The sequence below is a fragment of the Pseudomonas sp. FeN3W genome (assembly GCA_030263805.2).
GTDB lineage: Bacteria > Pseudomonadota > Gammaproteobacteria > Pseudomonadales > Pseudomonadaceae > Stutzerimonas > Stutzerimonas stutzeri_G.
The window spans coordinates 460,991-474,437 of the sequence record CP136010.1 but is presented as its reverse complement, the minus strand read 5'-3'; the positions used below and the strand labels follow the sequence as shown (position 1 = coordinate 474,437).

General features: G+C 67.7%; 15 protein-coding genes. 14 read left to right on the top strand and 1 reads right to left on the bottom strand.

All coding sequences use genetic code 11. From position 1 onward, the window contains the following. The first annotated feature begins 48 nt into the window (after nucleotides 1–48). The 5 genes from P5704_002110 (at nucleotide 49) to P5704_002090 (ending at nucleotide 5,124) form a co-directional block, all read left to right on the top strand. Nucleotides 49–2,100, top strand: coding sequence for a ParB N-terminal domain-containing protein (locus P5704_002110; GenBank protein ID WOF79323.1), 2,052 nt, complete (start codon nucleotides 49–51; stop codon nucleotides 2,098–2,100). Nucleotides 2,101–2,162: 62 nt separating this feature from the next. Continuing rightward, nucleotides 2,163–2,372, top strand: coding sequence for a hypothetical protein (locus P5704_002105; protein ID WOF79322.1), 210 nt, complete (start codon nucleotides 2,163–2,165; stop codon nucleotides 2,370–2,372). A gap of 300 nt (nucleotides 2,373–2,672) precedes the next feature. Continuing rightward, nucleotides 2,673–2,945: a metal/formaldehyde-sensitive transcriptional repressor gene (locus P5704_002100; protein ID WOF79321.1), complete on the top strand. Its 273-nt coding sequence runs from the start codon at nucleotides 2,673–2,675 to the stop codon at nucleotides 2,943–2,945. 52 nt (nucleotides 2,946–2,997) lie between these two features. Beyond that, complete coding sequence (gene dmeF, locus P5704_002095) at nucleotides 2,998–3,978, top strand: CDF family Co(II)/Ni(II) efflux transporter DmeF (protein ID WOF79320.1); 981 nt, start codon at nucleotides 2,998–3,000, stop codon at nucleotides 3,976–3,978. Nucleotides 3,979–4,809: 831 nt separating this feature from the next. After that, on the top strand, nucleotides 4,810–5,124 hold the full coding sequence (locus tag P5704_002090) for a DUF736 domain-containing protein (protein ID WOF79319.1): 315 nt from the start codon (nucleotides 4,810–4,812) through the stop codon (nucleotides 5,122–5,124). A 354-nt stretch (nucleotides 5,125–5,478) separates the two neighbouring features. On the opposite strand, the gene P5704_002085 is transcribed toward P5704_002090, so the two are convergent. Beyond that, a complete protein-coding gene (locus tag P5704_002085; GenBank protein ID WOF79318.1) occupies nucleotides 5,479–5,772 on the bottom strand; it encodes a helix-turn-helix transcriptional regulator in 294 nt (97 codons plus the stop codon). 231 nt (nucleotides 5,773–6,003) lie between these two features. Here P5704_002085 and P5704_002080 point away from each other — a divergent pair, with 231 nt between their 5' ends. From P5704_002080 to P5704_002040, 9 genes are all read left to right on the top strand, one after another. Continuing rightward, on the top strand, nucleotides 6,004–6,351 hold the full coding sequence (locus P5704_002080; protein WOF79317.1) for a DUF2958 domain-containing protein: 348 nt from the start codon (nucleotides 6,004–6,006) through the stop codon (nucleotides 6,349–6,351). 311 nt (nucleotides 6,352–6,662) lie between these two features. Further along, nucleotides 6,663–7,436, top strand: a complete 774-nt coding sequence (locus tag P5704_002075; GenBank protein ID WOF79316.1) for a DUF2285 domain-containing protein — start codon at nucleotides 6,663–6,665, stop codon at nucleotides 7,434–7,436. Nucleotides 7,437–7,519: 83 nt separating this feature from the next. Next, entirely contained in the window at nucleotides 7,520–7,801 is a 282-nt protein-coding gene (locus tag P5704_002070) for a helix-turn-helix domain-containing protein (GenBank protein ID WOF79315.1), read from the top strand. A gap of 26 nt (nucleotides 7,802–7,827) precedes the next feature. Then, a complete protein-coding gene (locus P5704_002065; protein WOF79314.1) occupies nucleotides 7,828–8,685 on the top strand; it encodes a replication initiator protein A in 858 nt (285 codons plus the stop codon). Between the two features lie 250 nt (nucleotides 8,686–8,935). Further along, nucleotides 8,936–9,574, top strand: a complete 639-nt coding sequence (gene parA, locus P5704_002060) for a ParA family partition ATPase (GenBank protein ID WOF79313.1) — start codon at nucleotides 8,936–8,938, stop codon at nucleotides 9,572–9,574. Next, nucleotides 9,571–9,855 carry a chromosome partitioning protein ParB gene (locus P5704_002055; GenBank protein ID WOF79312.1) on the top strand — a complete coding sequence of 95 codons (285 nt, stop codon included), beginning with the start codon at nucleotides 9,571–9,573 and terminating at the stop codon, nucleotides 9,853–9,855. Before parA ends, P5704_002055 begins: the two co-directional genes overlap by 4 nt. After that, a complete protein-coding gene (locus P5704_002050; GenBank protein WOF79311.1) occupies nucleotides 9,852–10,361 on the top strand; it encodes a DUF2840 domain-containing protein in 510 nt (169 codons plus the stop codon). The genes P5704_002055 and P5704_002050 overlap by 4 nt, the downstream gene beginning before the upstream one ends. After that, nucleotides 10,358–10,957: a S26 family signal peptidase gene (locus P5704_002045; protein ID WOF79310.1), complete on the top strand. Its 600-nt coding sequence runs from the start codon at nucleotides 10,358–10,360 to the stop codon at nucleotides 10,955–10,957. The genes P5704_002050 and P5704_002045 overlap by 4 nt, the downstream gene beginning before the upstream one ends. Nucleotides 10,958–11,393: 436 nt before the next feature. Further along, nucleotides 11,394–13,379 (top strand): relaxase/mobilization nuclease and DUF3363 domain-containing protein, encoded by a 1,986-nt coding sequence (locus P5704_002040; GenBank protein WOF79309.1) that lies wholly within the window; start codon nucleotides 11,394–11,396, stop codon nucleotides 13,377–13,379. Nucleotides 13,380–13,447 lie beyond the last annotated feature (68 nt).

Below are 13,447 nucleotides of genomic sequence, written 5' to 3'. Positions count from 1 at the left end.
TTGCCGCTTCTCTCGCTGCTGCATCCCAAACCGCTAGGAGAAATCACCATGAACGCCGTACCCAAAACCGAAGCCGTCGCCATCGAAGCCGCCGCACCGCTGGAAGTGGCCGACCCGACCAAGAACCTGATCTTGGTTTCCCTCTCGCAGTTGTTGCCGCGCCGCTCCAAGCGCAACGTGCGGACGACCCCGCGCCAGTCCATCCCCGAACTGGCCGCGAGCATCGCCCGCATCGGCCTGCTGCAAAACCTGATCGTCATCCTTGCCGCCGATGGTGAGCAATACGAAGTCGTCGCAGGCGACCGCCGCCTGACCGCCTTGAAGCTGCTGGGGAAGAAGAAGCGCATCCCCGCCGACTACGAAGTGCCGTGCCTGCTGGTGGCCGATGCTTCCGCCCGCACCGTCAGCCTCGCCGAGAACGTGCAGCGCGAGAACATGCACCCCGCCGACCAGTTCGCGGCCTTCGCCGCGCTGGTCAAGGAAGGCCGGCCCATCGAGGACATTGCCGCCGACTTCGGCGTGTCCCCGCTGGTGGTGCAGCGCCGCTTGAAGCTGGCGAACGTCTCGCCGCGCCTGATGACCGATTACCGGGCCGGTGGCGTGACGCTGGAACAGTTGATGGCCTTGACCATCACCGACGAGCACGCCGCACAGGAAGCCGCGTTCTACGGTGCGCCGGAATGGCAGCGCAGCCCGTCCAAGCTGCGCGAGCGCCTGACCGAGCGCGAAATCGACGCCACGCACGCGCTGGTGCGCTTCGCCGGACTGGACGCCTACAGGGCAGCGAACGGCGGCATCCGCCGCGACCTGTTCGCAGAAGGCGATGCCGGAACCTACCTCACCGATACCGGAGTGCTGGAAACGCTGGTGCGCGACAAGCTGGAAACGCTGGCCGAGGACGTGCGCGCCGAGGGCTGGGCATGGGTGGAGGCCGTGCCGCATCTTGCCTACGAGGAACGGCAGGCGTTCCAGAACGCCCCGCGCCACCGCCGCGAGCCGACCACCCGCGAGGCCCGCCGCATCGCCTCGCTGGAAACCCGCCTCGAAAGGATCGACGCCGAACTGGAAGAAGCCTGCGACGCCGAGGACGAGGCCAAGGCCGAGAAGCTGGAACAGCGGCGCGATCAGGTGGTCGGGGAACTGCAAGACGCGGAGGACGCCTTGCAAGGCTATGCGCCCGAGGTGCGCGACGTGGCCGGCGCCATCGTCACCATCGACCGCAACGGCGAGGCCGTCATTCATCGCGGCCTGCTGCGCGAAGCCGAAGCCAAGGCGCTGCGCACGCTCGACAAGCTGCGGCGCGGTTTCGGCAGCACCGAAGGCGAAGCCGCCAACGACGGGCACGAGGACGACGACGACGCGCCCAAGGCCGCGAGCCTGTCCGACCGGCTGGCGCAGCGGTTGAGCGCCCACCGCACGGCGGCGCTGCAAATCGAAGTGGCAAGGCATCCGCAAGTGGCGCTGGCCGCGCTGGTGCATGGCATGGTGCAGGAGGTTTTGCAGCCTGACGCCTACGGCGACGGCCTGCCGCTCGGCGTGCGCCTCAACGTGCAAGACCGGCTGGAAGGCATGGCCCCGGACTGGCCGGAATCGCCCGCCGCCGTGGCGCTGCGCGAACTGCAACAGGTGGCAGGTGTTGCCTTGCCGCAGGACAGCGCCGAACTGTTCGCCGTGCTGCTGGCGAAGCCGCAAGATGAACTGGTGCGGCTGCTGGCCGTATGCGTAGCTTCCACCGTGGACGTGGTGACACCTCGCGCCACGCCGCACCAGCCCGGTGAGGAACTGGCGCAGGCCGTGGGCCTCGATATGGCCGCATGGTGGAAGCCGACCGCAGAAGGCTACTTCAAGCACGTTTCCAAGGCCGTGATTCTGGATGCCGTGGGCGAGTACGCGCCCGAGCAGGTTTCCCGGCTGGCGAAGTTGAAGAAGGCCGACATTGCCAGCGAGGCCGAGCGGCTGGCCGATGGTACGGGCTGGATGCCCGCCATCTTCAAGGCCGCAGGCCCGCAGGAGGCCGCGCAGGAAGAAGGCCCGGAGCAGGACGCCCCGGAGGATGCCGAAGCAATGGCGGATGAACCCGCCGAGGCGCTGGCCGCTTGACCCGCGCCGAAGGCAAACGCTCCGGCCTCGACCGGGGCGCTTCGCTGGAAGGAGAACCGCCCATGACCCGCACCACCACCAGCCGCCCACGCATGGCGGCGACCTATGCCCCCGGCACGGTACGCGCCCGCCACTGGCACGGCGAAGGCGACGTGCGCGGCTATCGTCCGCCCTCGGGCTGGACGGCCTGTGCCGACCTCACCGACATTCACCCCATCACGGGCCGCGCCTTGCCGCGTGCCGTGTGGTGGCTCATCGAGACGAAGGAATAACCCGAGCAGCACCGCGCCCAGGCCGTTCCGTTCTGGGCGCGGTGAAATGCAAATCCGGGCGCGGCGGTGGCCGCGCCCGGCGTTCAAGGCCAACAGCCGAATCAGAACACCGCCGCCTTCGCGGTGGCTCAGGCGGCGGTGTTGAAGCAGCCGCGCATCTTGCGCGCGTTGCCGTCTTAGCCAATCACTCCACTTTCCTGCTTAGACACATCTGCGCCGTTGCGTCTCAACGCTCGGCACGGACACACAATGCGCAGTCTCATGTAATATACCCCCCTAGACTATATTGGACGCTCTCTCATGTCCCATACCACCCGACAAAAAGACAAGCTGATCGCTCGCGTGCGCCGCATCAAAGGACAAATGGAAGGCATCGAACGTGCCTTGGAGGCCGAAGCCGCCTGCGTCGAAGTGCTGCGCCAGATTGCATCCGTGCGTGGCGCGGTCAGCGGCTTGACCGCCGAGGTGATGGAAGACCATTTGCGCGAACACGTCCTGGCCGTTCCCACCGACAAGGAGCGGCAACAGGGCGGCGAGGAAATGATCGAGGTCATCCGCGCTTACATGAAATAAGCCTGCTGCGTTCCGGCAGCCTCGCAGAACACATAACAACAGGGATTTACCGATGACCACGAACAGCCCCCACACACCGGGCCACGATCACGTCTTCCTCGGCGGCGACCACCAACGCAATGAGCGCAAGGTGTGGCTGGTAATTGTACTGACCGCCAGCATGATGGTGGTGGAAATCGTCGCCGGCACCGTCTATGGCTCAATGGCGCTGGTAGCCGATGGCTGGCATATGTCCACCCATGCCGGTGCCATGCTGATCGCTGCACTGGCCTACCGTTTCGCGCGCCGCCATGTCGGCAATCCGCGTTTCACCTTTGGCACCGGCAAGCTCGGCGACCTCGCCGGTTTCGCCAGCGCGGTGCTGCTGGCGCTGATCGCCTTGCTGATCGGCTGGGAGAGTCTGGTACGTTTGACTCAGCCCATCCATATCGACTTCGAGCAGGCGATTGCCGTGGCAATCGTGGGATTGATCGTCAATCTGGTCTGCGCATGGCTGTTGAAGGACGACCATTCCCATCATGGCCACCACCATCACGGTCACGACCATCACGACCACGACCACGACGACAGCCATCACGACGCGCACCACGAACCGGGCAAGGCCCGCGACAACAACCTGCGCGCTGCATATCTGCATGTGATGGCCGATGCCCTGACTTCCGTGCTCGCCATCGTCGCGCTGCTGCTGGGACGCAGCTATGGGTGGACGTGGGCCGATCCAGTCATGGGCGTGGTCGGCGCTCTGGTGATCGCGCGATGGTCGTGGGGTCTGATCCGGGACACAGGCAGCGTGCTACTTGATGCCGCAGCCGAAGGCGAGGAAGTCCGGGAAGAAATCCGCGAAGCGATCGCGCCCACGGGCAGCGAGGTCACGGATCTTCACGTGTGGCAGGTCGGCCCCGGCCATTTCGCGGCTATCGTTTCGCTGATGGCGAGGGAACCTCGTGAACCCGCACATTACAAGGCGCTGCTTACCCACATCCACGAACTGGCGCACGTCACTGTTGAAGTGGAACGCGGGGCGGCGGCATGAACGCCTGTGCTGCGTTGAGGCGTTAGGCAAGTCTTTCTACATGATGCCCTGAGCGGCCGGGGCGTGTCGGCGCGATGCGCCGCCGGGCTTTCGGGCTGCGCCCCGTGCCGTCTTTGCCGTCACGGCCATTCGGCTTCAATCCCTCACGCCTTCGCGCCTGCGGCGCTGCGCGCTGCGCTTGCCTCGGGGAAAGCCCTGCGGGCTATCCCCGTCGCGCGATGCTTGGCGTCCCTCGATGCGGCCGAACCGGCTGCGCGGATTGGCCCGGCCAGTGCCCCGCCGCGATAGACGGGGCGCTGGCGAACACGCTGACGCTTGCTGCGGCAGGTTGTGCAAATGCGTGCCGCCCTCAACGCTGGCGGTTCCTGCCTGTCGCGTCACGAAGGACGGTTCACGGACAACCCGCCCGGCATCGCTATGGAGCTTCCACGTCACGCCTCAAGACCAGCGCCGCAAGGTGCGGCAGGGGCGTTCTCGCCTGTCGTCGGGTCGTTGACCTGGCCCGCGTCAGCGGACGAGCCGGCGCAGCCTTCATGCGGGGATGCCGAGCCGGCCAAATCTCCTTTCGGAGCGGTTCGGCCCAAGGCGTCCTTGTCTCGTTGTGAATCCTGGCGGTGGCGCGGCTGCGCCTCGGGCTTCATGGCTGCAACCGTCCGGCGAAAACAATTTCCCCGCCGCTGCGCGGCTTCCTCGCGCAGCAAATTCTTTTCGCCTTCCGGTTCTCCACTGCGTTTCAACCGCAAGCGGTGCAGCCAGCCCGTCCCCCGCCGGCCGGATCACAACAAGGACGCGATGGGCGCGAACCTTGTTCAACCGAACGGAGAAAACATCATGGCCAACATCGGCACCTTCACCGCAGACAAGGACGGCTTCACCGGCACGCTTCGCACCCTGACGCTCAACGTCAGGGTCAAGCTGGTTCCCAACGACAAGGGAGACAACGAGAAAGCCCCGGACTTCCGCGTCCAGGTCGCCGGCCACGACATCGGCGCGGCATGGAACAAGACCAGCGAGGCCGGACGGGATTACAAGTCCGTGACCCTCGACGATCCTTCGTTCCCGGCTCCGGTCTATGCTCGCCTGATCGAAGGCGAGGACGGCACACACGACCTTATCTGGTCGCGCAGCAAGCCCCAGGCGGCGTGACCGCCGCCGCAGCGCCCCGCCACGCGGCGGGGCGCTGCGCTGTTAGTTCGTTCCGAACTTGGCGGCAGGCAGTTGCCCGTATGGGGTTGCGTTTCCATTGGGTGCAGCGATGTTTGCCGTTGCAGTCAGGGCATGGCGTGTCGGCGCGATACGCCACCGGGCTTTCGGGCTGCGCCCCGTGCCGTCTTTGTCGTCACGGCCATTCGGCTTCAATCCCTCACGCCTTCGCGCCTGCGGCGCTGCGCGCTCCGCTTGCCTCTAGGGGAAAGCCCGGCGGGCTATCCCCGCCGCGCGATGCTTGCCACCCCTTGAACACCGCCGAACCGGACTTCGCCGGATCGGCCCGGCCTGCACCTACGGCTGGGCCGCTGCTGCGAGCTGGCTTTCAGCCTCGCTCATCAGTACCGCCGTGCTGCATTCGAGCGCGCCGGCGATCTTGAAAATGAGCGCGAGCGTGGGCATGTGCTCGCCGCGCTCGATCTTGCCAATGTGCGAACGCTCCACGCCGGCCATGTGCCCAAGCGATTCCTGCGCGATGCCGCGCTCCTTACGCAGAGCACGCACTGCTGCACCGAAGGCACGGGCCAACTCGGCGTCATAGGTGGCGGTGCCAGCCGGTCGGCCGGGCTGAACGGAACGCTTCTGCATAGACAGAAGCGTCGATTCGCACCACAATTAAAACCACGTTATCTTTAACTCATTCATAGAAATCCCACTGTTTTGCGCTTCTACAGAAATCCGCTTCTACAGAAATCCGCACTTACGGGTTTCAACAAAGGCGCGAAGTAACGGAACCGCAAGCGTGTTTCTGCACAAATCCGCCGATACGGCTGTACGCCTTCACGCTTTGGCGGATTCGTGTAGCCAGAGAGCATCGCCATGAACCTGCTCATCACCGAGGACGACCGGACGCGGCTACTGGCCCACGGGGAGGTCCGCGCCGCTGGCCGGGCCTTCGACCCGGTGCCCGTGGTGCGGCTGTTCACGCCGGACGCACATGTGACCTGGCTGCTGGCCGCGCTCGACCCCGCCGACGGCGACACTGCCTGGGGCCTCATCGACCTGGGTATCGGGATGCCGGCACAAGGCACCGTCAAGCTGTCTGACCTGGCCGGCATCGTCGGGCCGCTCAAGCGGCCCGTACTGCGCGACCTCTATTTCCGGCCCACGCGCACGCTGTCGGAATACACCCGCTTGGCCGAGCAGGACGGGGCCATCCCGGACTGACCCCCCGCGCACTGTGACTTTTTCAGTCTGGTGTCATACCGGGAAAGTCTCAATCGGGATTCTTGCGGCATACCCACGCCAGTCTGATCCAAATAGACATGATGCCCTGTGCGAACTGCGGCAGGCTGGGCTGTACGGTGTTCCACAACCGGGACGCCGCTGCCCCGCCATTGAGACGCCTACCGCAACGCATCGGAGCCAATCGGTCTTGACAGCCCTATCCTTATTCTTAACCCATGACGTTCTGACGATGCCGATGTAGCGCGTAGTTCTCCCGTGGCGGCCAGTCCTGCTTGCAGGGAGCTTGCGTCATGGTCGATCGCAGCGCCGAGCCTTGGTATCCGACTGCTGCGTACTTGTACGCGCTGCATCTGGACGACCTTGCGCTCGCCTGGGAATACCTGCGCAGGCATCCCGACTACCGGCTCGACTGGCTGCGCCGTCATCGCCGGCCGCAGGCGGCACAGGACGCGGCGCATCGCTGGGGCTTGCGCATGCTGGAAGATCCGGCTCTGGATGCGCGCGACGCGCATCCGGCCTGGCTGCCCGGCCACGCTGCCGTGGTGCAGCTCTATGCCGATGCTGACCCGCCGCCCGATGCGGTCGCCTTTGCGTTCTGGCGCATCCTTGGGCACAAGCAACTGCTGCATGACGGCAAAGGGCTGGCGCTGATCGCGCGCAGCCCCGGTCGATGCGCGCGCTTCGCGCTGGCGCCCGGCCTGGAGGATGGCATGGCTGTCGCTTATGCCCACCGCGGCGGCGCTGCCGCGCCTGCGCGCGGGCATGTGCCCAGTTCTGACCTGGCCGATGCCAAGCCCCGCCCGACACTCGCCGTACTGCTGGAACTGCATACCTTGCAGGCGCTCGACGCGACCCTGGCGGGCGCGTCCTTGCGCGAAGTCGCCGAAGGGCTGTTCGGCGCCGATGCCGTGGCGGCCGACTGGCACGCCGACGGCGATCTGCGCGCCCGCGTGCGCCGTCTGGTACGGCGCGGCGATGCGCTGATGCGCGGCGGCTATCGCCGCCTAGCACAGCTTGCGCCGCTTGAGAAGGGACGTTTTGCAGCCGACGCAAAACGTCCCTGATCGAAAACCCCTCGTTTCTTGAGACTGCCTCTATCCGGTCGCGCTGTGTGGTCGGGCGTCTTCAAACGATGGAGGTTCACACCATGCGTCCCGCTCCCTTGCGGCCTGCCGCCACTGTCTCGACCGCTGCCGCGCAGCCGCAGCGTTATCTCACCAACGACGAAGCCGCCGAGTACCTGCGCCTGTCGCCACGCACGCTGGAAAAGCAGCGCGTGATCGGCGGTGGCCCGCGCTTTCGCAAGTTCGGCCGGCGCGTCATGTACGCCGTGGCCGACCTCGACGCCTGGGCGGCTGATCGCAGTTTCGAGACGACTTCCGATCCCGAGTACGCCGAGCACCACTCGGCCGACAGCCGTGCGCGCTGATCGCTGGCGCGCGTCAGGCCATCGCCATGTCCAGCCCCGCGCTGCCCGTGCGGCAGCGGCCGATGCAAGAGCGCGAACAGCTCGACCTGTTCCGCGCCTTGCCCGGCGACATGGCGCCGCGCGACAGCCAGGACTTGATGGCCTTTCCGTTCTTCTCGCTGGCGAAGTCGCGGCGCACGGCGCCGATCGACTTCCGGGCCGGCAACGTCACGATCCGCGTGGAGGGCACGGCCGAGCACGGCATTGCCACCATTTGGGATGCCGACATTCTGATCTGGGCCGCCAGCCAGATCGTGGAAGCCCGCGACGCGGGCCTGCGCCCGTCGCGGCTGATGCAGGCCACGCCCTACGAGATCCTGCGCTTCATCGGGCGCGGCACGTCGCTGCGCGACTACCAGCGCCTCAAGGCGGCCCTGGATCGCCTGCAATCGACCACGGTGGCCACGTCCATCCGCGAGACGACAGGCCGGCGCCTGCATCGCTTCTCATGGATCAACGAATGGAAGGAACTGGCCGATGCCGGCGGCACGCCGCTGGGCATCGAGTTGATCCTGCCGGACTGGTTCTATGCGGGCGTGATCGACGCTGCCCTGGTACTGACCATCGACCCGGCGTATTTCCGGCTGACCGGCGGCATCGAGCGGTGGCTGTACCGCCTGGTGCGCAAGCACGGCGGCAGGCAGGAACACGGCTGGCAGTTCGACTTTCAGCACCTGTACCGCAAATCGGGCAGCGTGGCGCGCTACTACGACTTCGCCGCCGACTTGCGGGCATTGGTCGCGCGGCAGTCGTTGCCCGGCTACCACTTGGGCATCGAGCACGTCTCCGGGCTTTCCTCGCCGCTGCTCACGTTCCGGCCCGTGCCGTCCACGGCACGGAGATAAGTGCGGGACAGCCTGTGGACGGACTCGTGCTATCAGGCAACAGAAGTATCGTGCTATCAGGCAACGAACTATCGTGCTATCAGGCAACAAAATCGGCCGCAAACCCGCGCCAGCACTGGGTTTTCGCGCCCTCTAACTTCCCTAACTTAATTTCTCTAACTTTTAGTAGGGAAACGCCGCTGCGGTGGATAACCGCCACGCGGCCACCAACGCAGCAACAGCCGGGCTTTCCAACACGGAGGGCCAGGCCATGATCGTCGCGCTGCTCAACCAGAAAGGCGGCGTGGGCAAGACCACGCTCGCCACCCACATCGCCGGCGAGCTGGCGATGCGCGGCCAGCACGTCGTGCTGCTGGACGCCGACCCGCAGGGTTCATCGCTGGACTGGACGCAGCGCAGAAGCCAGCAAGGCTTGCCACGGCTGTTCAGCGCCGTGGGCCTCGCACGCGAAACGCTGCATCAGGAAGCGCCAGAGCTTGCCAGGCGGGCCGATCACGTCGTCATCGACGGGCCGCCGCGCATCGCCGCCTTGGCGCGCTCCGCGCTGCTGGCGGCCGAGCGCGTGCTGATCCCGGTGCAACCCAGCCCGTATGACCTGTGGGCCAGCGCGGAGATGGTCGCGCTGATCCGCGAGGCGCAGGTGTTCCGGCCTGCGCTGCGCGCGGCCTTCGTCATCAACCGGCGCGTCAGTACCACCGTGATCGGGCGCGAAGCACGCCAAGCACTTGCCGACCAGCCGCTTCCTGCGCTGCGCGCGGAAGTGCATCAGCGCATCGTGTTCGCCGACAGCGTGGCCGCTGGCCGGCTTGCACGCGAGACGGCGCCGGACAGCGCCGCCGCGCGCGAGATCACCGCGCTGGTGGACGAACTGCTGCGGTGGACGACATGACAGCGAAGCCACCACCGAACAGCAAGCGCGCAGCGAAGCGCGTCGGCATCGGCGCGCGTCCGCCTGCGAATCCGCACGCTGAAGCGTGGATTCGGCAAGGCGACGCCGATGCGCTGGGCAAGGGCGACCTCTACACGGCCCGCCTCACCCTCGACATCACGCCCGCCATGCGGGCGCGCATCAAGGTCTCGGCCTTCACGCAAGGCGTGACCGTGGCCGACCTGCTGCGCGGCATGCTAGAGCGGGAGTTTCCCGAGCAACGCAGGGAGAACACACCATGACCGTATCCACTGCACCTGCCGCCGCGCCTTCCAGCCTGCCGGCCAGCGCGCCGCTGACGCGCGTGGCGCTGGCCTACATCGAGGCCCGTTTCAAGCTCTACCTGCGCTTTGGCGAACCCGCGCGCACGCACCAGCTCGACCGCTGGCGACGCTGCGCCGTGTTCCTGCCGGGCGCGTTGTTCTGCCGCATCCGCTGGCAGGCCAACGACTACGGTACCGTGCGCTGGCAGCTCATGGTGATGCAAGCCTGCACACCGCTGGACGACGCGCAGCGCATCCCCGGCGTGCAGCCGGGCGCGCGCCTGCTGTTGCACGCCGAGGGCGACGGGCAAGTGCGCGCCGTGCTGGAGTGCATCGACGCCATCGAGGCGCTGGGCATCGCGCCTGTCGCCGTTTCGCCCGCGTACTGGCGCACGCTCGCCAACCGGCTCGCCGCGCGCCTGCCGCTGCCCGAATACACCGCCGAGCGGCACGCCGCCTGGCTGACCGGGAGGGCGCTGCCATGACCGCCGTTTCCACCCCTGGCACCGCGCCGCGTCCTCGCTCGCACGCCCGCTCACGCTTGCGCGCTCGCATCGTGCTCGCGGGCCTCGCCGCCTGCGGCCTCGCTGCGCTGGCCTGGGCGTCTTTCGTGCATCCGCTGCCGCGCCTGATCTACAACCCGTCCGACAGCGTTCCCGTGGGCTGGTATCGCGTCGATCCGCTGCACCATCGGCCCGGCTCGCTGCCACGTCCGTTGTCCGTGGACAGCATCGTCCTGAGCACGCTGCCGCCAGATGCCGCCGCACTGGCCGCGCAGCGCGGCTACCTGCCAGCGCGCGTGCCGCTGCTCAAGCGCGTGGGCGCCATCGCGCCGCAGGAGGTGTGCATCGCTGGCGGCATCGTCCGCATCGACGGCGTGCGTTCGGCCGCCGTGCTGCCCGCTGATCGCTGGGGCCGCCCGCTGCCATCCTGGCAGCAATGCCGTCGCCTTGAAGCCGGCGAACTGTTCCTGCTCAGTGTGACCAACCCGGCGTCATTCGACAGCCGGTATTTCGGGCCGGTCAGCACGTCCGCCGTGATCGGCGTCGCGCGCCCGATCTGGCTGGAGGTCCGCCCATGATAGCCGCCGACTCGCTGCACGTTGCCGTGCATCTTGTCGTGCCATCGGGCGTGCCGATCCAGTGGCTTTCCGCATGTCGTCGCGCGTGCAGTGCGAGCGCATCCGCGCTGCACTTCGCGCTGCCTTCCCATGTGCAGGCGTCTTGCCTCGAACGCTGCTGGCCTATGGCCGTCGCCGCATTCGCCGGCGCGCTTGCTGCTCGCGCAGCAGCGCCGCCGTGCCGCCGCTGCCCGGAGCGCCAGCGAGGGGCAAAGGCGGAAGGCAAGACAAAAGGACGCGGCACCGGGCCGCGTCGAAAGCCAGTCTGCACGTGGGGTTGGCGCGGCACGGAGCGGCTTCGCCGCCGTGCCGCGCATGGCGGGAGGCCCGCGCCAATGCGGGCATGTCCGCGTGCTTCACACGACAGGACACGCCAGAGCTTGCAGGGAGCGCAGCCATGAGCGACCGCCGCGACGACGATTTCCGCGTGCGCCCCAGCGCGCCGAAGAACCGGGGCAAGGGCCAGGGGCAGAGCTTCGTTTCCAAGGTGCTCAAGCAGGCGGGCAAGGCCAGCAGCGGCAAGTCTACCATGCGCCGTCCGGCATCGGCGCGCGGCACCGGCCAGCGGCCCGGCTCGCGCCTGGGGCGCGGCCACACGGCGGCGCGCTTCGCCGGGGCGAAGCTGACGCCCATGTCGCGGCGCGTGACCATCAAGACGCTGCTGGTCAATCACCAGCGGGCCAGCCCGCAGTCGCTCGCCAAGCACCTGCGCTACATCGAGCGCGACGGCGTGGGCCGCGATGGCGAGCCGGGCCAAGCCTACGGGCCGCAGACCGATGCCGCCGACCTCGATGCCTTCAAGGAACGCTGCGCCGACGACCGGCACCATTTCCGCTTCATCCTCTCGCCCGAGGATGGCGCGGAGCTGGAAGACTTGCGCACCTACACGCGGCACCTCATGGGCCGCATGGAGGCCGACTTGGGCACGGGCCTCGATTGGGTGGCCGTGAACCACTGGAACACCGACAACCCGCACACGCACATCGTCGTGCGCGGGCGCGACGACACCGGCAAAGACCTCATCATCGCGGGCGACTACATCGCCGATGGCTTCCGCCACCGCGCCGCCGAACTGGCGACCGAATGGCTGGGGCCGCGCACCGAACTGGAGATCCAGCAGACCTTGCAGCGCGAGGTGGAGCAAGAGCGGTGGACGAGCCTGGATCGCACCTTGAAGCGCGAGGCCGGCGACGATGGCCTGGTGCATGTCGAACGGCTCAACGAACCCCGACTGCAACGCCAGCGCCTGCTGCTGATCGGCCGCCTGCAACGCTTGCAGCGCCTGGGCCTGGTCGACGAGACGCAGCCCGGCACCTGGGCCGTCCATGCCGATGCGGAGAAGACCCTGCGCGTCCTGGGCGAGCGTGGCGACATCATCCGCACCATGCAGCGGGCCATGCGCGGCGAGCCGCGCGAGCTGGCGGTATTCGAGCCGGGAAACGAGGGCCGAACCATCCTCGGGCGCGTGGCGGCGAAAGGACTGGCCGACGAGCTGCGCGACCGGGGCTATCTGGTCATCGACGGCGTGGACGGCAAGGCCCACTACGTCGCACTCAATGCCCGCGACGAGCTGGCGAACTATCCGACCGGCGCCGTGGTGGAGGTGAAGGGATCGGCCGACGTGCGCGCGGCCGACAGGAACATCGCCGCGCTGGCCAGCGACGGCCTGTACCGCACAGATCACCACCTGGCCGTGGCGCAGGGCCAGGCCGTGCCCGGCCGCGACCCGCAGGAGGTTGTGGCGGCCCACGTCCGCAGGCTGGAAGCCCTGCGCCGGGCGGGCATCGTGGAGCGCATGGCCGAGGGGCTATGGAAGGTGCCGGGCGACCTGCCCGAGCAGGGCCGCCGTTACGACGCGCAGCGCCTGGGCGGCGTGGCCGTGGAGCTGAAATCGCACCTGCCCATCGAGCGGCAGGCGCGCGTGATCGGGGCCACCTGGCTCGACCAGCAGTTGATCGGCGGTGGCTCGGGCCTGGGCGACCTGGGCTTTGGCGGCGAGGCCAAGCAGGCAATGCAGCAGCGGGCCGACTTCCTGGCCGAGCAGGGGCTGGCCGAGCGGCGCGGACAGCGCGTGATCCTGGCGCGCAACCTGCTGGGCACGTTGCGCAACCGGGAACTGGCGCAGGCGGCCAAGGACATTGCCGCCGAAACCGGCCTGGAGCATCGCCCGGTGGCCGATGGGCAGCGCGTGGCCGGCATCTACCGGCGTTCCGTCATGCTCGCCAGCGGGCGCTACGCGATGCTCGATGACGGCATGGGCTTCTCGCTGGTGCCGTGGAAGCCGGTGGTCGAGCAGCGACTGGGGCAGCAGCTTGCTGCGACGGTGCGCGGTGGCGGGGTGTCCTGGGAGATTGGGCGGCAACGCGGGCCTACTGTCGCTTGATCGCCCGCAAGAGCGAGGCGGAGTACCGGCATGGCACAATAAACCGATTGACGGTCGGTTTTTTCTGG